This is a genomic window from Actinomycetospora straminea, assembly GCF_028737255.1.
GTDB classification, from domain to species: domain Bacteria; phylum Actinomycetota; class Actinomycetes; order Mycobacteriales; family Pseudonocardiaceae; genus Actinomycetospora; species Actinomycetospora straminea.
Genome location: NZ_JAQZAN010000019.1, coordinates 96492 through 119483 on the forward strand (window position 1 = coordinate 96492; position 22992 = coordinate 119483).

A 22992-nucleotide genomic window follows, 5' to 3' on the forward strand; every position below is an offset into this window, starting at 1 on the left:
TCACGCGTCCTCCTCGGTCAGGCGGGCGAAGAGCTCCTCGAGGTGGGCGCGGCGGCGGTGGACCTCCCACACCGCGACCCCGGCCCCGACGAGCGCGGCCACGATCTCGGGTGCCTCGAGCGCGCCCGGCGGGACCGCGACGCCGCCCTCGGCGCGGTAGGACGGCGCGCCGGCCTCGCGGAGCGCGAGGATCGCGTCGTCGACGTCCGGAGTGCTGACGACCAGGCCGCCGGCGTCCGCCTCGAGCAGGGCCCGGAGCTCGCCGGACACCAGCAGCGTCCCGGTCTGCAGCACCGCGACGTGGGTGCACACGGCCTCGACCTCGGCGAGCAGGTGCGACGACAGCAGCACCGTGGCGCCCGCGTCGCGCAGCTCGGCCACCACCCGGCGCACGTCGCGCGTGCCGGCCGGGTCGAGCCCGTTGGTCGGCTCGTCGAGCACCACGAGCCGGCGCGGGACGAGCAGCGCCGCGGCGAGCCCGAGGCGCTGCTTCATGCCGAGGGAGTAGCCGCGGTAGCGCCGGCGGGCGGCGTCGGCGAGCCCGACCCGCTCGAGCGCCGCGTCGACCGGGCCGCGCAGGTCGCCGTCGAGGCGGGGCTCGGCGGTCGCGGCGCGCAGCAGGTTGTCGCGGCCGGACAGGAACGGGTGGAAGCCGGGCCCCTCCACCAGCGCGCCGACGTCCGGCAGCGCGGCGGTGAGGTCGTCGCCGGCGTGCCCGAGCAGCTCGACGGTGCCCGCGGTGGGCCGGGTGAGGCCGAGCAGCATGCGGATGAGGGTGGTCTTCCCCGACCCGTTGGGCCCGAGCATCCCGAGCACGGCGCCGGCCGGGACGTCGAGGTCCACGTCGTCGACGGCCACCGTCGCCCCGAACGTCTTGCGCAGCCCGCGCACACGCGCGGCGACCGCGTCCGGGGCGGCGGCGGTGGCCGGCGCGGCGACCGAGGGGGCGGCCGTCACCGGGCCAGGGCCTCGGTGAGCACCTGCTGCGGCACCGCGCCGGCGGCGATCCGGCCGTCGTCGGTGACGATCACCGTCGCCACCGCCGTGGTGATCACCCGGCCGCTGCCCCAGGGGCCGGAGACCGGCTGCCCGAGCGCGGACAGGTCCGGGGCGCCTTCGGGCCGCTGGTCCTGACCGTCCTGGCCGTCCCGCGGCCGGCCATCGCCGGGCTGCGGCGCCTGCCCGATCACCACGGTGTCCCAGCCGTCGCCGACGGTGCTGCGCGGCCGGTCGCCCTCGGGACGCTGCTCGCCGTCGCGGGCGGGCGCGTCGCGCACGGTGGTCCCCGGCGGCGGGGTGAAGGTGAACAGCGACGGGTCCTGCGGCCCGTAGGTGATCTCGGAGAAGCCCACCCGCAGCGCCGGCTCGCCCTGCCCCTGTGCGAGCACCGTGAGCTGCAGCGGCTGGCGGGTCTCGGCGTCGACCGCGACGCGCACCTCGCGCAGCAGCGTGCGCTCGGTGGGCTGCGGCGTCAGGACCAGCTGGTAGACCGCGCGCCCCGCGACCTCCGCGGTGCCGTCGACCGCGACGGTGCTGGTCTGCCGCAGGGTCGCGATGGCCTGGGTGGCCGCGGCGGTCGGGTCCTGCTGCTGGCCCTCCGGCGGGCCGCCGTGGTCCCCGGCGGGCGCCCGGGTCGCGGTGCGGTCGCGCGAGTCGTACGCCCAGCGCGTCGTGCCGTCGGAGACCAGCGTCCGCTCGCCGTCGGGCGACGGGATCGCGACGCGGCCGCGGTCCTCGCCGCCGGACCAGACGCGGACCGTCGAGGTGCCGTCGGCCAGCTGCGGCACGCCGGGGACCGCGGGCAGGCCCAGGGCGTTGTCGACCTCGACCTCCCCGGCGAACGGGCCGCGCTGGGCCGTCATCACCGAGGACACGAGGTCCTCCGGGCTCACCGGCGGCAGCGGTGGCGCCGCGGACGCGCCCGCCGGGGCCACCAGCAGCCCCACGCCGACGGCGCCGACGAGCGCCGCCCCCAGCCCTGCCCCGACCCAGCTCCTGCGACCCATGACCCCATCGTGGCCGCGGGATGCTGAGACCGTCTCAGCGTCGGTCGGCCGCCCCTGTCCGACCGAGGCCCTACCGTCGGGAGCGTGCCGAGGGTGCTGGTGGTCGACGACGAGCCCGGGGTGCGCGACGCCCTGCGCCGCGGCCTCGCCGCCGAGGGCATGGAGGTGCACGCGGTCGCCGACGGCCACGCGGGCCTGCGCGAGGCCGCCACCGGCGCCTACGACGCCGTGGTGCTCGACATCCTGCTGCCCGGGCTGTCGGGCTACCGGGTGCTCGAGGCGCTGCGGGCCGAGGGCGTCGCCACGCCGGTGCTGCTGATCTCGGCGAAGGACGGGGAGGTCGACCAGGCCGACGGTCTCGACCTCGGCGCCGACGGCTACCTGGTCAAGCCGTTCTCGTTCGTCGTGCTCGTCGCCCAGCTGCGGGCGGTGCTGCGCCGTGCGGGCCCGCCGGCGCCGCGGGTCGTGCGGGGCGGGCTGCGCCTCGACCCGGCGACGCGGTCGGCGACCTGGGAGGGCCGCGAGGTGGAGCTCTCGGCGCGCGAGTTCGCGGTGCTGCACGCGCTCGCCGTGCGCCCGGACGCCGTGCTGACCAAGGACGACCTGCTCGCCGCGGTGTGGGGCGGGGGCGGGTCGGCGAGCCGCAACGTCGTCGAGGTCTACGTCGGGTACCTGCGGCGCAAGCTCGCGGCGGTCGGGGCGGGCGAGCTGGTGCGCACCGAGCGCGGGCGGGGCTACCGGCTGGGGGTGGGGTGAGCCGGACCGCGGGCTGGTGGGCGCGGCGGTCGCTGCGGACGCGGATCACGGTCGTCGTCGGGGTCGTGGCCGTCGTGGCCCTGCTCGCGGTGGGCCGGGTGGCTGGCGGGCTGCTGTTCTCGGCGGTGGTGCGCAGCGGCGACGCCGCGCTCGCGGAGCGGGCCGCCGCCGCGTCGGGCGCGGTGGCGGCCGGGACGCCGGTGCCGCTCGGGGTGCGGGTCGTCGACGTCGCGGGGGCGCCGGTGGACGGGCGGGGGCCGGGGCCGGTGGATCCCGACGCCGTGCGCCTCCTCGCGGCCGGCGAGCCGGTGACGGTGCCGGGCCCGCTCGGGCCGCAGCGCTGGGTGGCGGTGCCCGTACCGGCCCCGGACGGGTCACCGCGCCTCGTCCTCGCCGCGCGCGACCTCGTGGACGCGGCGGCGCTGGTCACCGAGGCGGCGCGGGTGCTGGCGCTCACGGTGCTGCTCGGCGCGGTGGGGGTGACGGCGGCGGCGTGGGTCGCGGTGCGGGTGGCGCTGCGCCCGGTCGACCGGATGCGGAGCGCGGCCGCGGCGCTCCCGCCCGGCGAGCGACTGCCCGTGCCGCCCGCCCGCGACGAGCTCGCCGCGCTCGCGGGCGAGATCAACGCGCTGCTCGCGCGCCGGGACGACGCCGTGGCGCGCCTCGAGCGCTTCACCAGCGAGGCGGCGCACGAGCTGCGCTCCCCCATCGCCGCCCTGCGCGCCCAGGCCGACGTGGCCGTCGCGCACCCCGGCGAGGCGTCGGGGGCGGCGACGTGGCGGTCGGTGGCCCGCGAGGCCGAGCGGCTGTCGACGCTGGTCGCGGACCTCCTCGCGCTCGCGCGGGCCGACGCGGGCGAGCGGGTGCCGGCCCGTCCCGTGGACCTCGTCGACGCGGTCGGCGAGGCGCTCGCCCGCCTGCCCGAGGACGTGACGGTGGCGATCACCCTGTGGGCGCCGATGCCCGTCGCGGTCGCGGCGACGCCCGCCGAGGTGGCGATCGTGCTCGACAACGTGCTCGCCAACGCGCGTCGGCACGCGGCGACCGTCGTGCACGTGGCGGTGGTGCCCGCGGGGCGGTGGGTGCGGCTGCTCGTCGACGACGACGGGCCGGGCGTGGCCCCCGCGGAGCGCGAGCGCATCTTCGACCGCTTCACCCGGCTGCGGCCCGACGCCGGCGAGGGCAGCGGGCTCGGCCTCGCGCTGGTCGGGCGCCTCGTCGCCGGGCGCGGCGGCACCGCCCGGGCCACGACCTCCCCGGACGGCGGGCTGCGCGTGGTGGTGCGCTGGCCGGCGGGCTGAGGGTCGCGGGCTTTCTTCGGGGGGCGGCTGGGGTGTGGGAGCGAGGGACGCCTCCGCTGCCTCCCACGCAGCCAGGGACGCCCTCGCACCGGGTGGGCGCGGCGGGGGGTGTGGGAGCGAGGAACACCTCCGCTGCCTGCCACGCAGCCAGGGAGGCCCTCGCTCCCGGTCGGCGCGGCGGGGGTGTAGGAGCGAGGGACACCCCCGCTGCCTGCCACGCAACCAGGGACGCCCTCGCACCCGGTCGGCCAGGAACCGCGCCCGCGCGGCTCCCCGCTGTCGGGGGTCGCGGGCACAATCGAGGGCGTCGCGCTTCCCCCGCGGCCCCGCCGACCGGACCGCGGTCGGCCCTGCCCGAGGGGAAGCCACCGTGTCCACGCTCGACCACCGCCGCGCCCGCGCGCGCCTCGACGCCGAGACCATCGACCGCGCCGCCGCCGTGCTCCGGCGGCGGGTGGCCATCGGTCGCTACGCCGGCCTCGCCGGGGACTACGCGGGGTTCGAGGTGTGTGCGCTGCTCGAGGCCGTCGCGCACGCCTCCGGCGAGGACCCGCGGTCCTCGCGCATCCGCGAGGCGGCGCTGCGCGTCGCGCGGGCGGTGCTCGCCGACGAGCCCGGCGCCTCGTGACCATGACTGTGACCGGCGTGATCGCGGGGGCTTCCCTGGCGTCCAGTGCCAGCGTGGACGCCAGGCTGGCTCACCTCGTGAGCCACGTCAGCCACGGACGCGCGCTCCCGCCGCTCGCGGTGCCCGTCGGTGACCACCGCGAGGGCGACGCCCGCCACCAGCGCCACCTCGCCGAGCAGGGCCACCCGGCCCGGCACGGCGCCGGCGAGCAGGGCCGCGAAGACGAAGCCCCAGGCCGTCTCGGTCGCCATGAGCTGGCTGACCAGCACGGACGACAGGCGCGCCGCCGCGGCGTGCCACAGCCGCACCGCGAGCCACGACGACACCAGGCCGAGGAAGAGCACGACGAGCAGCGCGCGCACCGGCTCGGCCGGCACGCCCTCGGTCGCGATCAGCCAGGCGCCGACGGGCAGGGCGAGCACGCCCGCCGCGAGGCCCTGGGCGCCCGCGAGCACGGGCCCGAGGTCGGGGCGCGCCGCGATCAGGCGGTGCGAGTCGAGTCCGTACCAGCTCCACGAGGCCACGGCCACCAGCGCGAGCACCGTGCCGACGACCGTCGACCACCCGCCGGGGCCCGGGGTCGGCGACAGGTGCACGAGCACCTGCCCCACGCCGACCAGCGCCAGCGCCGGCAGGAGGGCGGCCAGACCCGCGCGCCCCCGGTGCCGGGCGGCGATCAGCGCCATGACGGCGGGGACGAGGCCGATGGTGGCGACGGCGATGGTCGGGCCGGCGAGACGGACGGACAGCGCGACGAGGCCGTAGTAGAGCAGCGAGCCGGTGACGCCGTGGGCGACGACCCGCACCCAGGGGACGTCGGCGCGCAGCACCGCGCGCAGCTGGGGCAGCGACACCGCCCCGAACGCCACGAACCGCCCCATCGCCAACAGCAGGGCGGGGGCGAGCGGCGCCAGCTCCGGGGCCACGAAGACCGCTCCCCAGCCCGCGCCCGCCAGCACCATCGCCACCAGCGCCGTCCGGCGCGACAAGCCTCCCGTCATGCTTCCACCGTGCGCGCGCACCTGCGGGCGATGCCGGGCGATCATCACGGTGAGATCGCCAGGAGGCGCATGATGAGCCCATGACCGCGCCGAAGCGTGCACGATCCGCCCAGCCGTCGCTGGACCGTGTCGACCGCCGCATCCTCGACCACCTCGCGGGCCACGGACGGTCCAGCCTCGCCGACCTCGCAGAAGCGGTGTCGATCTCCCCGTCCTCGGCGCAGCGGCGGTTGCGGCGCCTGGAGAACGAGGAGGTGGTGCGCGGCTACCGGGCGGTCCTCGACCCGATCGCGGTCGACCGCGGGCTCGTCGTGCACCTGACGGTGACGCTCGTCGACCACACCGAGAACACCGTCGGGCGGTTCGAGCGCCACATCGTCGACCTCGCGGGCCTCGTGAGCTGCCACCACGTCACCGGCGACGTCGACTACCTGCTGCGCATCGACCTCGCCGACGTCGAGGCCCTCGACGTCCTGCTCCGCCGCACCCTCGCCCGCGTGCCGGGCGTCGCGCGGTTCACGACGATGGTCGCCACGTCCGCTCTCGTCGACCGGGTCACGCGCGTCTGAGCCGGGCGAGGGTCACCCTCGCTGCCTCCCCCGCAGCCAGGGCGTCCCTCGCTCCCCCACCGCGCGCCCCACCGCGCGCCCCACCGCACGCCCCACCGCGCACCCGCCGGAAAGCGCGCCCGTCAGCCCGCCGGTCAGCCCGACGATCAGCCCGCGGTCAGCCGGTCGACCTCGGCGAGCAGGTCCGACACCTGCTTGACGACGCTGAACCCGTCGTGGGCGTAGCGCGCCGCCTCGGGCCCCTTGCCCTGCTTCCAGTCCTCGTCCAGGGCCGTCGTCACCGCGGCGGCCAGGGACTCGGCCAGCACCGCGCGGTCGTCGGTCTCGGGCACGAGCGTCCCGACTGCGTCGACCACGAAGTCGCGCGGCCCGCCCGAGTCCGCGCCGATGACGGGTGTCCCGCAGGCCATGCACTCGAGGAACACCAGCCCGAACGGCTCGCGGTAGGACGGGAACACGCCGACGTCCGCGCAGGCGAACAACGTCGCGAGCTCGCTCTGCTGGCGCGGTCCGACGAGGTAGGTCCGCTCGAGTCCGAGCGTGGCGACGAGCTCGTGCATCGCCACCTGCTGCTCCACGGGTCCCGAGCCCGCGATCACGGTGAGCACCCTCCGGTCGCCGCGCTCGTAGGACGCCGCCGCGGTCAGCAACGCGTCGAGACGCTTCCAGTCGGCGAACTTCCCCACGAACGCGACGACGGCGTCGAACCCGCCGGCCGGCGCGACCGGCTCCGGGCCCCGCTCGACCCCGGGCGGCGGCTGGGTGGAGAAGCCGGCGAGGACCTGCTCCCGGTCGGCGTAGGTCTCCGGCGACGGGTGGAAGACCTGCTGGTTGTAGCCGTTGTGCGAGAGCACCATCCGCTCGCGCGGGAACTCGGGGAAGATCGCCGAGAACGCCTCGATCTGCTCCGAGGAGATCGCGGCGACGACGTCGACGCCGTGGTCCGGGTCCGCCCACTCGAAGATCTTCTCTTGCTGCACGAACGGCAGGAACCGCCACGGGAACTCGGCGGGGTCCTCACCGCGCTGCTCGTGGACGTACATCTTCAGCTCGGTGCCGTGGGCGAAGCAGACCACCGGCACGCGCGAGCGCCCGGCGGCGACACGCGCGCGGTTCACGTCGCGCAGCACCACGGTGTTCATGAACGCGTGGTGGGCGATGAACAGCCCGAACTCGCCGCCGGTGCCGGCCTCGACGTCGTCGACGAACGCGGTGACCTCGGCGACCAGGCGCGCCCGGTAGGCGTCGACCTCCTCGGGGCTCATCGCGTGCCAGCGGTAGCTGCTGACCGGCGACACCGACTCGCAGATCGGGATGTCGTGCTCGAGCGCGAACACCCGGACGTCGTCCTCGCCGGGCCGGGTCCGCTGCACCCGCGAGGGATACATCGAGTAGGCGCGTACCCCGTCGATCTCGTTGTAGGCGCGGTGGTGCGCCTCGTGGAGGATCCCGGAGCCCGGGGCGAACTCCCCGTCGCGCTGCCAGTTGTTGGTGCCCAGCTGGAAGATCAGCCGGTCGCCCATCGGTGTCTCCCCGGGTCTCGAGCCTCGTCGGGGCGCAGCCTAGGTGCGGGGCCGTGCCGCCCCGCGCCGGGCCGGGCGAGGCCCGGTGACGGTCGGCCGCGCGACCGCCCCCTCACCCCTGCCCGGACGCCGCCTCCTGCTCGGCGGCCGCCATCCAGCCGTCGAGGTCGGTCTGGGTGAACTCCTGCCACGGCTCGACGCCCGGGAGCCCGTGGAGCAGGTCGAACGCCTCCGCAACCCGCGGTCCGCGCAGCACCGGCGTGTGGCAGCCCGCGATCACGGCGGCGCCGAGCGAGGAGAAGCGGTTCACGACCGCGCTGAACTTCTCGCTGTCCAGCCACGCCGTCCACGGCGCCACGAGACGGCCGCCGAACAGCTGGCCGTCGCGGAAGTCATCGTCGCCCAGGTCCCCGATCTCGCCCGTGGGCGCCGGCAGGTTCGTCGCGAAGGTGTCGACCGACCACAGGACGCTGGTCGCGGGGTCGAAGAGGGCCCGGGTGGTGGGGTTGTCGAACAGCGGCGGGCGCATCGCGACGAGCGTGCGATCGCCGACGTCGATCGTGTCGCCGTCGTTGACGAACCGGCACCGCTCGATCGGTGTCTCCCACTCCTCGGCCATCCGCCCGAGCGAGAACCAGGTGGTCAGCACCGTCGCGTTCGGGCAGGCCGCGAGGACCGGCAGGAGGTTGCCCGCGTGGTCGCGGTCGTCGTGGGTGAGGAACACCCAGCGCACGTCGAGCGGGTCCACGATCGACCACACGGCGTCCAGCCACTGGGCACGCACCGCTGGGCACCCGGTGTCGACGAGCACCGGCTCCGACCCGCGGATCACCATCGAGTTCATGGGGAAGTGCCCCATCGGCGGGGCCTCCAGATCCCACGGGATCACGAACGTCTCCTCGGCGATCGGGTACGGCTGGAGGATCTCGAAGGTCTCGGTCGTCGTCATGACACCTCCCGGATGGGCCACCCTGCGGCGCGGACACCGCTCGGTGCGAGCGGCGTCCGAGCACGGTGGACCCGCACCGGGGGTGCTCCACAGCCGCTCATCGGGCGAGGAGTGCGGAGGTCCGACCGGCAGGTCTACGGAGATCTCCGCGGACGGGGTCCAGCGTGCCGGTCGTCGGCGCTGGCCGACCGGGTCACGGCGCGCGTCCGCGCCGGGCGAGGGTCACCCTCGCTGCGTCCCACGCAGCCAGGGCGTCCCTCGCTCCCCGATCAGACCGCTCCGAGCGCCAGCCCCCGGTAGTTCTCCGCCAGCGCGCGGCGGGCCGACTCCGAGGTCCCGATGTGGCGCAGGTGGGACAGGGCGAGCTGCTCGTCGAACGGGTCGCCGTCGGGGTCGACGTGCAGCATCGTCGTCATCGTCCAGGAGAAGTGCGACGCCCTCCAGACGCGGCGCAGCGCGGTGTCGGAGTAGGCGTCGACGAGGCGCTCGTCCTTGGTCGCGAACCACTCGCCCAGCGCCTCGGCCAGCACCCGCACGTCGGCCACGGCGAGGTTGAGGCCCTTGGCGCCGGTCGGCGGCACGATGTGCGCCGCGTCGCCGGCGAGGAAGAGCCGTCCGTGGCGCATCGGCTCGCACACCATGCTGCGCATCGGCGTCACCGACTTGTCGGTGATCGGGCCCCGCGCGAGCGTGAACGACCCGTCGTCGAGCGCGAAGCGGGCCGAGAGCTCGTCCCAGATGGCGTCGTCGGCCCAGTCGGCGGCGTCGGTGCCGTTGGGGACCTGGATGTAGGCGCGGGTGACCGTGGGCGAGCGCATCGAGGCCAGCGCGAAACCGGTCCGTCCGCGCGCGTAGATCAGCTCGTGCGACGACGGCGCGACGTCGGCGAGGATCCCCAGCCAGGAGTACGGGTAGACGCGCTCGAAGCGGCGCACGAGGTGCTCGGGGATCGCCCGGCGCGCCGGCCCGTACGACCCGTCGGCCCCGACGACGACGTCGGCGTGCAGCACGTGCTCGGTGCCGCCGTGGCGGTAGCGCACCGACGGGCTGTCCGTCTCCACGTCGGAGACCTCCAGGACCTCCGCCTCGAACAGCAGCGGCTCGCCCTGGTCCAGGCGCAGCGCGATGAGGTCCTTGGTGACCTCGGTCTGCGCCCAGATCATGACGTTGTGGCCGGTCAGCGCCTGCATGTCGACACGCACGCTGCGCCCGGAGAACCGCAGCTCGAAGCCGTCGTGGGGCAGCCCGAGCTCGTCCATCCGCGCGTCGGCGCCGACCTCGCGCAGCGCGTCGACGGTGCCGTGCTCGAGGATGCCGGCGCGCTGGCGGGTCTCGACGCGCTCCCGCGGGCGCGCCTCGAGCACCACCGAGTCCACCCCGCGCAGGCGCAGCAGGTGGGCCAGCATCAGCCCGGCCGGACCGCCACCGACGATCGCGACCTGGGTGCGGGCCGGGGCGCTCATGCCGGGGTCTCGGCGGTGGCCGCCGGGGGCTGGGCGAGGCCGTGGGTGGACAGGTCGAGGAAGACCGTCTCGCCGGGGCCCTGCATGCGGACGTCGAAGCGGTAGCCGGGGCCGGTCGGGCCGCCGTCGGGCACCGCGATCAGCGTCGCGCGGCGCTCCTCGTCGAGGACCGAGAGCAGCGGGTCGGCGGCGTTCGCCTCGACGTGGTTCGGGAAGTAGACCCGCGTGAACAGGTGGTGCAGCAGGCCGCGCGCGAACACCGTCACCGCGAGGTGCGGGGCGTGGGGCGAGCCGGCCGGGGCCGCCGGGCGCAGGGTGCGCAGGTGGTAGTCGCCGGCGCGGTCGGTCGGGACGCGGGCGAACCCGGTGAACGACCGGCCGTCGCGGTGCAGGGAGCCGGGCCGGGTGGGCACGCGCCCGTCGGGGCCGGCCTGCCAGAACTCGAGCAGCGCGTCGGGGACCGGGGCGCCGGCGCCGTCACGCACGGTGCCGTACAGCGTGATCGCGCCGGGGGTGCCGAGGGGGACGACGTCGCCGCCGCCCTCGACGGGCAGGCCGAACGCGAAGAACGGGCCGACGGTCTGGGAGGGCGTGAGGTCCATCAGTCGCGGTCCTCCGGGGTGGCGTGGGCGCCGTCGAGCACGATGTCCCAGCGGTAGCCCAGAGCCCACTCGGGCTCGGTGACGTCGTGGTCGTAGGCGGCGACGAGGCGCTGCTGGGCCTTCTCGTCGGTGACCGACTGGAAGATCGGGTCGAGCCCGAACAGCGGGTCGCCCGGGAAGTACATCTGCGTGACGAGGCGCTGGGTGAACGCGGTGCCGAACAGCGAGAAGTGGATGTGCGCCGGCCGCCAGGCGTTGGTGTGGTTGCGCCACGGGTACGCGCCGGGCTTGATCGTCACGAAGCGGTAGCGGCCCTCGTCGTCGGTGATCGCGCGGCCGCCGCCGGTGAAGTTCGGGTCGAGCGGGGCCGGGTGCTGGTCGCCGTCGTGGCGGTAGCGGCCCGCGGCGTTGGCCTGCCAGATCTCGAGGAGCTGGTGGCGCACCGGGCGCCCGTCGCCGTCGAGCACGCGGCCGGTGACGATGATCCGCTCACCGAGCGGGTCGCCGGTGTGGTGGCGGGTCAGGTCGGCGTCGATCGGCGCCACGTCGCGCGCGCCGAAGACGGGCGCGGCGAGCTCGGTGAGGCTGGGCGGCGAGACGACGAGGGGCTGCTGCGGGGCGCGCAGCGCGGTGCTGCGGTACGGCCCGTAGGCCCGCTCGGGGTGACCGTCGGCGCGCGGCGGCACGCCGGCCGCGGTCGCGATCTCGGCGGACACCTCCCGCTGCGTCGGGGGCTGCTGGGGTGCGCTCACCCGTATCAGGGTGCCTGGTGGCGACGCCGTGCCAGAATCGAGCTTCCGGCCACCGGAAGGAGCCAGGAGTGAGCCCAGCGCAGGGCGCCCGCGAGAAGCCCGCGGGGCCGTCGGTGACCGGCCGCGTGCTCGGGATCCTCTCCGCGTTCGGTCCCGGCGCCGAGGCGTTGACGCTCTCGGGCATCGCGCGCACCGCGGGCCTGCCGCTCTCGACCGCCCACCGGCTCGTCGGCGAGCTCGCCGCGTGGGGCGCGCTCGAGCGCGGCGAGGACGGGCTCTACCGGATCGGCCTGCGGCTCTGGGAGGTCGGCGCGCTCGCCCCGCGCAGCCTGGGCCTGCGGGAGCGCGCCATGCCCTACCTCGAGGACCTCTACGAGGCGATGCGCCAGAACGTGCAGCTCGCGGTGCGCGACGGGCACGAGGTCGTCTACGTCGAGCGGCTCGCCCACCCCGAGGCCGTCCGCGTCTTCAGCCGCGTCGGCGGGCGGATGCCGCTGCACGCCACCGGCGTCGGCCAGGTGCTGCTCGCATACGCCCCGGCCCCGGTGCAGGAGGAGGTGCTCGCCGCCCCGATGGCCGCGCTGACCCCGCGCACGATCACCGACCCCTCCGAGCTGCGGCGCGCCCTCGCCGCCGTGCGCCGCGAGGGCGTCGCCGTGTGCGACGGGATGGTCGACCTGCTCGCGCTGTCGGTGGCGGCCCCGGTGCGCGGCGAGGACGAGCGCGTCGTGGCGTCGCTGTCGGTGGTGGTGCCGAGCGCGGGCGCCGAGCCGCGGGCGATCGTGCCCGCCGTGCGCGCCGCGGCCCGCGGTATCTCCCGGGCCCTCGGCGCGCCCTCGGCCCGCCGTCGCCCGGTGGGCGTCGTCAGCCCCGGTGCCTCCGGCACGTGAGCAGAAAGAAGTGCCGGAGCACTTCTTTCTGCTCACGAGCGCGCAGCGCACCTCTCCGATCGGTCGTGGGAGGGGCGGGGTTTGCCCGGGGCCCGTGATCGGCGAAACCCGGGCACCACCACCGTCCGGGAGGACCCCCATGCGCCCGTTCGACGACATCGACCGCCTCGCGAACACCCCCGCCCTCGACAAGGTCGCGGCGCCGCTGCGGGACGCGGTGCACAAGGTCCTCCGGCGCCAGGACGTCAAGGACGCGCTGCACGGCGTGTGGCTCGGCCACCCGCTGCACCCGGTGCTCGCCCAGCTCTCGATCGGCAGCTTCGCCTCCGCCGGGCTGCTCGACGCCGTCCCGCGCACACGTCGCCCGGCCGCCACGCTCATCGCGGTCGGGCTGGTCTCCGCGGTGCCGACGGCCGCGGCGGGGTGGGCCGACTACGCCGACGGCCACGAGGAGCAGCAGCGCGTCGGCGTGGTCCACGCGGCCGCGAACGGCGTGATGCTCGCGGGCTACGTGGCCTCGCTCGCGGCGCGGGCACGCGGGCGCAGCCTGCGCGGCGCGCTGTGGGGCTGGGCCGCGCTGGCCGTCGGCACCGCCGGCGCCACCCTGGGCGGCCACATGGCCTACCACCAGGCGATGGGGGCGAACCACGCCGAGGGCTACCCGCACATCGGTCCCGGCGACTGGACCGACGTCGGTACCGTCGCCGAGCTGCCCGAGGGCGAGCCGACGCGCCGGATCGTCGGCGACGTGGGGGTGCTGGTCGTGCGCCACGGCGACGTCGTCAAGGCGCTGGCCGACCGGTGCGCCCACGCGTCGGCCCCGCTGCACGAGGGCCACCTGACCGGCACCGACGGCTCCGAGTGCGTCGTCTGCCCCTGGCACGGCAGCGTGTTCCGCCTCGACGACGGCTCCGTGGTCCACGGGCCGGCCACCGCGCCGCAGCCGACGTTCCGCACGCGGGTGCGCGACGGGCGCCTCGAGCTGGCGGTCACCGGCTACGAGGCCGTGCCCGCGAGCTGAGCGTCACGCGTGCGCCGGGACCGGCGCCGGGCACCCGGCGCCGTCCCGCACCGCACACCCCCTGGAGGACCGCCCGATGACCGTGCACGCCCTCGCCGACTTCCCCACCGACGGCTTCGACCACTTCCGCCAGGCCTTCACCGAGGCCGACGGCGCCCGCGAGTGCGAGAGCGCCCGCGTCTTCCGCGCGGACGACGACCGCGTGGTGGTCCTGCTCACCTTCCCGGACGACGACGCCCTCGCCCGGTTCCGCGCCGAGACCGAGAAGGACATGGCCTCGGGCGGGGACATGGCGCCGCCGGTGTTCACCGAGCTGCACGAGGAGTCCGACCTCACGGCGCAGGCCACGGCCACCGGGAGCTGACGAGGTTGACCGCCGGCGCGCCGGTGCGTCGTCCGGATGAGCGCGCGGCGACCGCCGGGCGAACCTCGTCGGGCCACCTGCGCCCGGAGCGCGGGACGTCCGAGCGCCGTGTCAGGGTGGTGGAGAAGGCAACCACCACTCTGGTCGACGAGCCCGTCGCCCAGGACCGCCCGCCCCTCGGGAGTCTCCCCGCATGACGTCCGGTCCGGCTTCCCCGCCCGCCGACCCCCAGTCCGTCGACCCCGCCGAGCCCGTCCGGCCCACCGTCACCGCCCCGGCCGAGCCCACCCGGCAGGAGGACATCTCCGACCACGAGCGGCACATCGCCCCGCACGTCATGGTCTACCTCTTCGCGTTCGTGCCGTTCGTCGCGCTCGTCGCGGCCGTGCCGCTGGCCTGGGGCTGGGGGCTGACGTGGCTCGACGTCGGCCTGACCGCCGGCTTCTACGTGCTGACCATGCTCGGCGTCACGGTCGGGTTCCACCGCTACTTCACCCACGGCGCCTTCCGGGCCGCGCGCGGCCTGCGGATCGCCCTCGGCGTGGCGGGGAGCATGGCCGTGCAGGGCCCGATCCGGCACTGGGTCGCCGACCACCGCCGCCACCACGCCTTCTCCGACAAGGAGGGCGACCCGCACTCGCCGTGGGCGTTCGGGACGTCGCCGGCGGCGCTGGTGCGCGGGTTCTGGCACGCGCACATGGGGTGGATCTTCGACCGCTCGCTGACCAACCAGAAGCGCTTCACCCCGGACCTCCTCGAGGACCCGGACATGCGCGCGGTGCACCGCTGGTTCACGCCGCTGACGGTGATCAGTCTGGGCGCGCCGCCGCTGATCGGCGGGCTCGTGACGTGGTCGTGGTGGGGCGCGCTCACCGCGTTCTTCTGGGCGAGCCTGGTGCGCGTCGGCCTGAGCCACCACGTCGCCTGGTCGACGAACTCGATCTGCCACCTCGTCGGCGAACGTCCGTGGGGCGCGCGCGACCGGTCGACCAACGTGTGGCTGCTCGCCATCCCCAGCATGGGCGAGTCGTGGCACAACCTGCACCACGCCGACCCGACCTCGGCGCGCCACGGTGTCGGCCGCGGTCAGCTCGACATCTCGGCGCGGACGATCTGGCTGTTCGAGAAGCTCGGCTGGGCCACGCACGTCAAGTGGCCGACGGCCAAGCGCCTCGACCGGCTGGCGCGCGCCGCGGCGTGACCACTCAGTACGCGCGTCGGTAGCGGGCGTCGAGGAAGCAGTAGGCCCCGAACGCGGCGAGCCCCAGCGAGATCGCCACGAGCGGCGTGACGCCCTGCCACTGGCTGACGAGCACGCGCAGCGCCTCGTCGAGGCCGCCGACGCGGGCGGGGTCGGCGTTGATCGCGGCCACACCGAACAGCACCCCGACCGCCCCGAAGGCGACGGCGCGGGCGAGGTTGCCGACCGCGCCGAGCACGACGGCGGCGCGGCGGGCCCAGCCCGGCAGGTCGTCGACGAGGTCGCCCATGAACGTCCGGGCGAGGCCGGTGTAGACCATCGTGCCCGCGATCACCACGACGGTGACCGCGATCGCGGCGACCAGGAGCCAGCCGAGCGGCAGCGCCAGCAGCCAGACGACGAGCTTCTGCGGGCCCGCGCGGCCCTCCTCGGGCTCGCCGAGCACGGTGCGGGCGGCGACGACGGCGACGGCGAGCACGGCGATCGCCTTGGCCGCCGCGCCGACGCGCTTGCGGAACCGCTCCCCGCCCGACACCCAGCGGAAGCCGGCGACCACCGCCGTGATCTGCCACAGCGCGAACGCCACGAGGCCCGCGACGAACAGGACCAGCAGGACCACCCCGACGAACCCGACGGCCGCGACGGCCGAGACCGCGCCCTGCTGGTCCACCTCGGACGCCTGCCCGAACGCCAGCCGCAGCCCCAGCCCGGCGACGAGCAGGTGCACGGCGCCGTAGGCCACGAGCCCCGCCCGCCCGAGGAGCTCGACGAGCCGGCTGGGCGCGTCGCCGCCGCCGTGCAGGGCCCGGTCCGCCGCCTCGTGCACGGCGTGCCCGGCGGCCTCCTCGACCCTCTCGGCCCCCTCCGACGTCGTCATCCCCGGGAGATCGCCGGACCCACCCCCCGGCGAAACCCCGCTGCGAGCCTGGTCACGGGATCGCTCACGGGATCGCTCAGTAGTCGGGGCCGAAGTCGGTCGGCATGCCCGGCGCCTGCGGCACGCGCTGCAGGTGCACCCGGCGGGAGAACCGGATCACCGGCCGGGATGAGCAGCTCGACGCTGCCGATGACGAAGAACCAGGTGCCGAGGTAGGTGGTCGCCTCGGAGAAGAACAGGATGCTGCCGACGAGGAACCACAGGCCGACGAGGATGTCGTTGACGATCGACAGCACCTCGTAGCGGCGGCGGATGACCAGTTCCTCGTGCCCGAGCTTGTAGACCAGGGGCGGCAGGTGCCCGCCCGGGGTGTCGCTGCTGCTCGGCGTGCCTGCGCTCATGGACGGGCAGCCTGCCGCGTCCCGGTCGGCCGCGTCAGGTGCGTACCCCGAGCGTGCGGGCGTGGCGCTCGGCGGTGTCGGCGTCCTCGCGGGCCCGGTCGGCCTCGCGGCGGCGGGTGTCGCGCTCGCGCGCGGCGGTGTCGGCGCGGTCCCAGGCGGCGCGGCGGGCCTCCTCGGCGGCGTCGAGCCGGGCGCGCAGGTCGCTGACGGTGGCGTCGGCGTCCTCGGCCTCCTGCGTCGCGGTGTCGGCGGCCTCGGACGCCTCCCGGGCCTGCTCGGCAAGCGCGTCGGCGCGCTCCCGGGCCTCGCGTGCCGCCTTCTCGGCGCGCTCGCGCTCCTCCCGCTCGCGGCGCTCCCGCTCCTCGCGACGCCGGCGCTCGCGCTCCTCCTGCTCGGCGCGCCGGCGCTCCTGGTCGGCCCGGTCGCGCTCCTCGCGCTCGCGGGTCTCCTGGTCGTCGCGGATGTCGGCGGTGTCGTCGAGGTCGGTGTCGTCGAGGTCGGTGTCGTCGCGGTCGGTGTCGTCGCGGTCGATCTCCTCGGCCGGCGGGCGGGGGCGCTGCGGGCGACGGTCGGGGCGGCGGTGCGACGGGCGGCTGGGCCGGTCGCGCCGGGCGGGGCGGGCGCCGGAGGCCGGGCCGCCCAGCGCCGCGCTGATCCCGCCGTCGCCCAGCCCGGGGCCCGCCTCCATGCCGCCCGCGAGCTGCCCGCCGGCCAGGGCGCGGGCGGCCGCGGGGTCGGCGAGGGCGGCGCCGATGGTGCGCTCGAGCTCCCGGACGGACTGGTCGCCGAGGCGCACGGCCTCCTCGCGGGCGATGCGCCGGCCGCGCTCGACCAGCGCGTTGATGAGCCCGTGGCGCTGGCGGGAGAGCTGGCGCAGCGCGTCGCCCTCGAGCTTGGACTGGGCGTCGCGCAACGAGGAGCCCAGCTCCTCGAGCGCCTCGACCTCGTCGGGGTACTCGCGGGCCAGCCGGTTCGCGACCCACGCGGCGACCGAGGGCTTGCGCAGGGCGGCGATGTCCTTGGCCAGCTCGCGGTCCCCGGCCTGGCGGACCTCCTTGACCATCGCGTCCCGGACCCCGATGAACTCCTCGCGCCCGACCCCGTAGAGCAGGTCGGCGGCGTCCTCGAGGGAGGTGGGGAGCTCCTCCTCGGCGGGGTCGTCGGGACCCTGGGACATGCGGGCACCTCGTCGCGGGGTCGTGCGCGCCGGCGGCGCGGGTGGGCACACCGTGCCCCATGGCGGTGCCTCGGCGCACGCACGAGGCGCCGCGCCGCGCCGGTCGTCGCCCGCCCACGGCGGTGCGGACCACCCGTCGCTCGTCTCCGCCCGCCGCACGGGTCGTTCACGCCGGCGGCGCGGGTGGGCACACCGTCCCCCATGGGGCCCTCTGTGCGCACGCTCGCCCGCCGGGCACGCCGTCAGCTCCTGCGCCCGCCGCGCTTCGTCGCGCGGGCCGCCGGGGCGAGCGGGCCGGAGCGGGAGGCCGTCATCCAGGCCGTCAAGGCCGCCGCGGCGGCGGGCGTCGCCTGGCTGCTCGCCCGCTGGGTGCTGGAGGCGCCCCAGCCGTTCCTCGCGCCCTACGCGGCGGTGTTCCTCGTGGTGCAGGTGACCGTGTACCGGTCGGTGCGCGACGCCGGCCAGCAGCTCGCGGTGGTGGCCACGGGCGTGGTGCTCGCCCTGGTGGCGACGCTGCTGACCGGGCAGGTCGTCGTCGGGCTCGTCCTCGTGGTGCTCGTGGGCCTGCTGCTCGGGCGGCTGCGGGTGTTCGGGGAGCACGGGCACTGGGTGGCGGTGACGGCGCTGATCCTCGTCACCCAGGCGGGCCCGGCGGCGGGCTCGCCGGTCGACGCGCTCGTGCGGCTGGTCGAGATCGCACTCGGGGCGGCGGTCGGCGTCGTCGTCAACATGCTGGTGCTGCCGCCGGTCTACCAGCGGGACGCGAGCGCGGCGCTGACCGGCGTCACCGCGCGGCTCGCCGACCTGCTGCGCGGCGTCGCCGCGTCGCTGCGCGAGGACCAGGAGCCGCGGGAGGACCTCGTGCACGACTGGCTGCACCGCGCCCGCGGGCTCGACGGCGAGGCGCGCCGCGCGCGGGACAGCGTCGCCTGGGCTCGCGAGAGCCTGCGCCTCAACCCGCTGCGCCGCCGCCGGCAGAGCCCCGAGCCCGTCGCGGTCCTCGCGCCCGCCGCCGACGCGGTGGTCGAGGTGGCGGGGCACCTGGTCGACCTGTGCGAGGCGGTCGTCGAGGCCGCGGAGGAGCAGGACCAGGCCGACTCCCCCGAAGAGCCGGGCCTCGACCCGCTGTTCGTCGGGTCGTTCGCCGACCTCCTCGACCACCTCGCCGAGGCCCTCGAGGAGATCCGCGACGACCCGGGCTCGCTCTCCCCCCGGTCCGACCGCCACCCGCCCGGCTCGGCGGCCCTGGAGCTCATGACCGCGGTGCACCGCGACGCCGCCCGGCGCCTGCCCGGCGCGTCGGGCGAGGTCCGGACGGGCTGGAGCGTCGAGGGGGCGCTGCTCAACGCGGCCCAGCGCGCGGTCGTCGACCTGACCGGCCGCCGCCCCACCCGCCCCCGCGACGCCCCGGGCCCCGACGAGGGCTGAGTACGAGCGATGCGGCATGGCTGGCGTCCATCACCGGGATCGCCACAACGTCGACCCCGCGACACGCCGTGGGCGGGGGTTCTCCCCCGCACGGTGGGGTCCGGACGCGGGTTCGCCCCACTCCGCCGTCGCCGCCGGCTCCCTACCGTCGGGAGCCCGAGACGGGCGAGGAGGCGGACGGGATGCTCAGCGGGACGGTGGCACAGCGGGAGGTCGACGCCCGGCGGGTCGACGTCGAGCACGACCCGGGCCGCGACCGGTCCCGGGCCGTCACCCGACGCCGCCCGCCGGAGATGCGGATGCCGCGCGACGAGTGGCCCCGACGCGCACGGCGGCGGCGCACCGTCTGACACGCGCGCGGCGTGTCGCGCCGGCGAGGATGTGGCGATCCCGGTGATGGACGCCAGGGATGCCGCATCGCTCGTGGACCCTCAGCCGCGCGGCGTCACGACCCGGGCGAGGCCGGGCGGGGCGGCGAGGCCGGCGGTGGCCGGGCCCTCGAGGACGTCGCCGTCGGGGGCGAAGCGGGATCCGTGCAGCGGGCAGTCCCAGCTCTGCGCGGCGTCGTTCCACGCCACGATGCCGCCGAGGTGCGGGCACACCGCGCCCCGCTCGTGCTCGACACCGCCGACGCGGCAGCGGGCGATCTTGCCCCGCGTCGTCGTCTCCACCCGCCCCTCGCCCTCGCGCAGCGGCTCCGACGTGGGCAGGTGCGGGCGGGCCCAGCCGGTGGCGAGGTAGCGGCCGACCTCGGTGTTCGCCCGCGCCAGGCTCGGCAGGGCCGACGCGGCCGGGGCGCGGTCGGCGCGCAGCGCGGCCATCCACGGGTTGGCCCGCCCCACGACGTGGTCGCGCAGCGCCAGCGCGGCCGCGGTGCCGCCGGTCATGCCCCACTTCGCGAACCCGGTCGCGACGAGGATGCGCGGCTGCCAGCGCATCGGCCCGACGAAGGGCAGGCCGTCCTCGGGCAGGTAGTCCTGCGCCGACCAGCGGTGGGTGATCGCGCGGACCGGGAAGTGGGCGGCGGCCCAGTCGGCGAGGGCACGTTCGTGGGACGACGTCGGCGTGCTGGCCCCGACGCGGTGGCCGAAGCCGCCGGTGAGCAGCAGGCGCTCGCCCTCGATCTCGGCGGTGCGCAGCGACACCGTCGGCTCGTCGACCGACAGGTACATCGCCTCGGGCAGCGGGCCGTCCACGCGGACCGCCTGCGCGTACGAGCGGCTGGGCTCGACGCGGGCGAAGAACAGGCCGCGGTCGAGCACCGGGATGCCGGTGGCGACCACGACCCGCTCGGCGCGGACCTCGCCGTGGTCGGTGCGCAGCCGGGGGGCGCCGAGCAGGGAGATGCTGCGCGCCCGGGTGGCCTCGGCGACCAGGTGGCCGCCGTCGTGCAGCTCCTGGGCGAGGTCGGCGAGGTAGGGCATGGGGTCGAACTGGGCCTGGTCGGCGAGCGTCACGGCCTCGGACACCGCGAACGGCAGGCCGACGTCGGTGCCCAGCTCCGCGGGCAGCCCGGCGCGGCGCAGCACCGACGCCTCGTGGCGGACCGCGTCCGCGCCGGCGGAGGAACGCCCGGCGGTCGAGAACGTGACGGCGTCGCGGCGCTCGAGGTCGCAGTCGGCGCGCCGGGCCCGGTCGAGGAGCCAGTCGAAGCCGGCGCGGTGGGCGGCCAGGTAGGCCTCGACGGTGTCGTGGTCGTGGCGCCGGTCGAGCGTCGCCGCCCGCGTGCCCTGCAGCAGGGAGATCTTCGCGGTGGTGTTGCCGCTGGCCACCGCCCCGACCCGGCGCGCCTCGAGCAGCGCCACGTGCAGGCCCTCGCGCGCGAGCAGCACCGCCGTCGTCAGCCCGGTGATCCCGGCGCCGACCACGGCGACGTCGACCCGGCGGTCGCCGTCGAGGCGCGGGTAGGTGTCGGGCTCCTCGGCGTGCTCGGGGTCGTGCCACGCGGAGAGCTCGCGCGCGGGGAGTGGTGGCCGCATGCGCACGAGGTGTCCGGCCCGTCGGTGCGGCAAACGGCGGCACGTGCGCACTTCACCGTCGTCGGCGATGGCCGAACGAGCGGGAGGGGCCGTCCCGGCCGCTGCTCCGGATCGACGGGACCCGGAGCAGCGACCCGGACGGGGCGGACCCTCAGACCGCGACGAGCTGGTCGGCGCCCATCTCGCGCTCGATCTGCTCGCGCAGCGCGGCGAGCGTGCGGGACAGCAGCCGCGAGACGTGCATCTGCGAGATGCACAGCACCGCCGCGATCTCGGCCTGCGTCTTCTCGTGCACGAAGCGCAGGGCGAGCATCGTGCGCTCGCGCTCGGGCAGGTCGCGGACCAGCGAGCCGACGAGCGTGCGGACCTCGACACGGTCCAGCTCGCCGTCGAGCACCCCGAGGATGTCGACGAGCGCGGAGTCGTCGCCGTCGCCGAGGGACTCGTCGAGCGAGGCGGGCTGGTACGAGCCGTGCGCGGCGACGGCCTCGGCGACCTCGTCGCGGGTCATGCCCAGGTGCTCGGCGAGCTCGACCGCCGTCGGCGCCCGCCCGAGCCGCTGCGACATCGACGCGGTGGCCGAGCCGACGGCGACGTAGCGGTCCTTGACGCTGCGCGGCGTGCGCACCGACCAGGCCGAGTCGCGGAAGTGCCGCCGCACCTCGCCCATGATCGTCGGGACCGCGTAGGACAGGAAGTCACGCTCGCGTCCCGGGTCGAAGCGCTCGAGCGCGTGGAGCAGGCCCAGCGACGCGACCTGCTCGAGGTCGTCGGTGGGCTCGCCGCGCCGCGCGAAGCGGCGGGCGATGTTGCGGGCAACGGGCAGGAAGCCGACGACCAGTTTCTCGCGGACGCCTTCACGTCGCGGGTCGTCGTCGGAGAGTGCGGCGTACTCCTCGAGGAGGGGCACGTACTCGTCGTAATCACTGCTGCGGCCGGCCATCGGTCACCCCCGGACGGGGCCCCGGACACCGGACCGTGACTGCTCGGACCAGGCGGGGGCTCGTGGTGTGTGAGCTGACCCGGCTGGTGTCTGAACCGGAGTTCCTTCGTGGAGGGCTGAGTGCCCCGTGCGGGCCGCACCCACACCTCTCCGCTCACGGGCGACTACGAGCGGTTCCCCGTCACCGGTGCCGCAGGCCGTCGACCAGGTCCAGCAGGGCCGCGTCGACGACCGCGTGGTGGGTCTGGTTGACGGCGTGACCCGCGTCCTCGACCACCACCAGCCGCGCCCGCGGCCCGAGCTCCTCGGCGATGCGCCGCCCGTGGGCGGCCGGGGTCAGGCGGTCGCCGGTGGCCGCGACCACGGTCGTCGGGACGCGCGCCAGGGCCGGGAGAGCGGCGCTCTCGTCGTGGGCGAGCAGCGACGACGAGAACGCCGAGGTGACCGCCAGCGGCACGCTCTCGGTGACCGCCTGCAGACGGCGCACCTCCTCGTCGCTCGCGTCCTTGGTGAACGCCATGTGCCGGACGAACCAGCGCCCGAGCAGCGAGTCACGCCACGGCAGCTGCTCGGCGAACGGTGCGGCCAGCCGGGCGCCCTGGAGGACCGCCGGCAGCACGCCGGCGCGCCGGGCCGCGGCGTGCAGGACGCCGAGCGGGCCGTCGGAGAACAGGTCCCCGGCCGAGGTCGCGACGAGGAACACGCCCGCGACCCGCGTGCCGAACCACTCGGGGTGCTGGCGGGCGAGCGCGAGGACGGTCATGCCGCCCATCGAGTGCCCGCCGAGCACGACCCGCCCGCACGGGGCGACGGCCTCGACGACCGCGGCGAGGTCGCGGCCGAGCTGGTCGACCGTGGCGTGGGCGGGGTCGCCCCAGCCGGAGCGGCCGTGGCCGCGCTGGTCCCAGGTGACGACGCGCGCGCGGTGCGCCAGGGCCGCGATCTGCGGCGACCACTCGGCCGAGTCCACGGTGAACCCGTGGCTGAGCACCACGACGGGGCCCTGGTGACCGCGGATCTCGACGTGCAGGGGCACGCCGTCGCTGGTCCGCACGCCGTGGACCGGGCGCGGGCGCACCACACGAACCACCGCGGGGGACGGGGGTGTCGCGGCGGATGAGGAGGCCGGTGCGGGCGCCGACCCCGTCCTCGCGGTGTCGG

General features: G+C 76.4%; 23 protein-coding genes. 9 read left to right on the plus strand and 14 right to left on the minus strand.

What is annotated here, in order from left to right; genetic code table 11:
- A complete protein-coding gene (locus PH190_RS23200) occupies positions 1–957 on the minus strand; it encodes an ABC transporter ATP-binding protein (RefSeq protein ID WP_274233893.1) in 957 nt (318 codons plus the stop codon).
- Positions 954–2006: a LolA family protein gene (locus PH190_RS23205; protein ID WP_274233894.1), complete on the minus strand. Its 1053-nt coding sequence runs from the start codon at positions 2004–2006 to the stop codon at positions 954–956. Before PH190_RS23205 ends, PH190_RS23200 begins: the two co-directional genes overlap by 4 nt.
- 84 nt (positions 2007–2090) lie before the next feature.
- On the opposite strand from PH190_RS23205, the gene PH190_RS23210 reads away from it, so the two are divergent.
- Positions 2091–2762, plus strand: coding sequence for a response regulator transcription factor (locus PH190_RS23210; protein WP_274233895.1), 672 nt, complete (start codon positions 2091–2093; stop codon positions 2760–2762).
- Positions 2759–4063 carry a sensor histidine kinase gene (locus tag PH190_RS23215; RefSeq protein WP_274233896.1) on the plus strand — a complete coding sequence of 435 codons (1305 nt, stop codon included), beginning with the start codon at positions 2759–2761 and terminating at the stop codon, positions 4061–4063. Before PH190_RS23210 ends, PH190_RS23215 begins: the two co-directional genes overlap by 4 nt.
- Positions 4064–4552: 489 nt before the next feature.
- Here the strand turns inward: PH190_RS23215 and PH190_RS23220 are convergent, their stop codons facing one another.
- Positions 4553–5692, minus strand: coding sequence for a DMT family transporter (locus tag PH190_RS23220; protein WP_274233897.1), 1140 nt, complete (start codon positions 5690–5692; stop codon positions 4553–4555).
- 80 nt (positions 5693–5772) lie between these two features.
- On the opposite strand from PH190_RS23220, the gene PH190_RS23225 reads away from it, so the two are divergent.
- On the plus strand, positions 5773–6261 hold the full coding sequence (locus tag PH190_RS23225; protein WP_274233898.1) for an Lrp/AsnC family transcriptional regulator: 489 nt from the start codon (positions 5773–5775) through the stop codon (positions 6259–6261).
- Between the two features lie 146 nt (positions 6262–6407).
- Here the strand turns inward: PH190_RS23225 and PH190_RS23230 are convergent, their stop codons facing one another.
- The 5 genes from PH190_RS23230 to pcaH all read right to left on the minus strand — a co-directional run bounded on the left by PH190_RS23230 (position 6408) and on the right by pcaH (position 11514).
- A complete protein-coding gene (locus tag PH190_RS23230; protein WP_274233899.1) occupies positions 6408–7784 on the minus strand; it encodes a glycosyltransferase in 1377 nt (458 codons plus the stop codon).
- A gap of 112 nt (positions 7785–7896) precedes the next feature.
- Positions 7897–8733: an MBL fold metallo-hydrolase gene (locus PH190_RS23235; protein ID WP_274233900.1), complete on the minus strand. Its 837-nt coding sequence runs from the start codon at positions 8731–8733 to the stop codon at positions 7897–7899.
- A 269-nt stretch (positions 8734–9002) separates the two neighbouring features.
- On the minus strand, positions 9003–10196 hold the full coding sequence (locus PH190_RS23240) for a 4-hydroxybenzoate 3-monooxygenase (protein ID WP_274233901.1): 1194 nt from the start codon (positions 10194–10196) through the stop codon (positions 9003–9005).
- A complete protein-coding gene (pcaG, locus tag PH190_RS23245; RefSeq protein ID WP_274233902.1) occupies positions 10193–10798 on the minus strand; it encodes a protocatechuate 3,4-dioxygenase subunit alpha in 606 nt (201 codons plus the stop codon). The genes PH190_RS23240 and pcaG overlap by 4 nt, the downstream gene beginning before the upstream one ends.
- Positions 10798–11514, minus strand: coding sequence for a protocatechuate 3,4-dioxygenase subunit beta (gene pcaH, locus PH190_RS23250; RefSeq protein WP_420791702.1), 717 nt, complete (start codon positions 11512–11514; stop codon positions 10798–10800). Before pcaH ends, pcaG begins: the two co-directional genes overlap by 1 nt.
- A gap of 104 nt (positions 11515–11618) precedes the next feature.
- Between pcaH and PH190_RS23255 the strand changes: the two genes are divergently transcribed.
- From PH190_RS23255 to PH190_RS23270, 4 genes are all read left to right on the plus strand, one after another.
- Positions 11619–12440: an IclR family transcriptional regulator gene (locus tag PH190_RS23255; protein ID WP_274233903.1), complete on the plus strand. Its 822-nt coding sequence runs from the start codon at positions 11619–11621 to the stop codon at positions 12438–12440.
- Between the two features lie 139 nt (positions 12441–12579).
- Complete coding sequence (locus PH190_RS23260) at positions 12580–13461, plus strand: Rieske (2Fe-2S) protein (protein ID WP_274233904.1); 882 nt, start codon at positions 12580–12582, stop codon at positions 13459–13461.
- A gap of 76 nt (positions 13462–13537) precedes the next feature.
- Positions 13538–13825 carry a hypothetical protein gene (locus PH190_RS23265; protein WP_274233905.1) on the plus strand — a complete coding sequence of 96 codons (288 nt, stop codon included), beginning with the start codon at positions 13538–13540 and terminating at the stop codon, positions 13823–13825.
- Between the two features lie 337 nt (positions 13826–14162).
- A complete protein-coding gene (locus PH190_RS23270) occupies positions 14163–15026 on the plus strand; it encodes an acyl-CoA desaturase (protein ID WP_274233952.1) in 864 nt (287 codons plus the stop codon).
- Between the two features lie 4 nt (positions 15027–15030).
- Here the strand turns inward: PH190_RS23270 and PH190_RS23275 are convergent, their stop codons facing one another.
- The 3 genes from PH190_RS23275 to PH190_RS23285 are packed head-to-tail and all read right to left on the minus strand — an operon-like array spanning position 15031 to position 17481.
- Complete coding sequence (locus tag PH190_RS23275) at positions 15031–15903, minus strand: DUF1206 domain-containing protein (RefSeq protein WP_274233906.1); 873 nt, start codon at positions 15901–15903, stop codon at positions 15031–15033.
- Entirely contained in the window at positions 15900–16304 is a 405-nt protein-coding gene (locus PH190_RS23280; protein WP_420791700.1) for a YrhK family protein, read from the minus strand. The genes PH190_RS23275 and PH190_RS23280 overlap by 4 nt, the downstream gene beginning before the upstream one ends.
- Positions 16305–16338: 34 nt before the next feature.
- The gene (locus PH190_RS23285; protein ID WP_274233907.1) at positions 16339–17481 is read right to left on the minus strand and encodes a hypothetical protein; all 1143 of its coding nucleotides are present in this window, start codon (positions 17479–17481) and stop codon (positions 16339–16341) included.
- Positions 17482–17682: 201 nt separating this feature from the next.
- Here PH190_RS23285 and PH190_RS23290 point away from each other — a divergent pair, with 201 nt between their 5' ends.
- Both PH190_RS23290 and PH190_RS23295 read left to right on the plus strand, forming a co-directional pair.
- Positions 17683–18909: an FUSC family protein gene (locus PH190_RS23290; RefSeq protein WP_274233908.1), complete on the plus strand. Its 1227-nt coding sequence runs from the start codon at positions 17683–17685 to the stop codon at positions 18907–18909.
- Positions 18910–19091: 182 nt separating this feature from the next.
- On the plus strand, positions 19092–19259 hold the full coding sequence (locus tag PH190_RS23295) for a hypothetical protein (RefSeq protein ID WP_274233909.1): 168 nt from the start codon (positions 19092–19094) through the stop codon (positions 19257–19259).
- 81 nt (positions 19260–19340) lie between these two features.
- Here the strand turns inward: PH190_RS23295 and PH190_RS23300 are convergent, their stop codons facing one another.
- The 3 genes from PH190_RS23300 to PH190_RS23310 all read right to left on the minus strand — a co-directional run bounded on the left by PH190_RS23300 (position 19341) and on the right by PH190_RS23310 (position 22885).
- Positions 19341–20888 carry an FAD-dependent oxidoreductase gene (locus PH190_RS23300; protein ID WP_274233910.1) on the minus strand — a complete coding sequence of 516 codons (1548 nt, stop codon included), beginning with the start codon at positions 20886–20888 and terminating at the stop codon, positions 19341–19343.
- A 151-nt stretch (positions 20889–21039) separates the two neighbouring features.
- Positions 21040–21831 carry a SigB/SigF/SigG family RNA polymerase sigma factor gene (locus PH190_RS23305; protein ID WP_274233911.1) on the minus strand — a complete coding sequence of 264 codons (792 nt, stop codon included), beginning with the start codon at positions 21829–21831 and terminating at the stop codon, positions 21040–21042.
- 181 nt (positions 21832–22012) lie between these two features.
- Entirely contained in the window at positions 22013–22885 is an 873-nt protein-coding gene (locus PH190_RS23310) for an alpha/beta fold hydrolase (protein WP_274233912.1), read from the minus strand.
- Between the last annotated feature and the right edge of the window lie 107 nt (positions 22886–22992).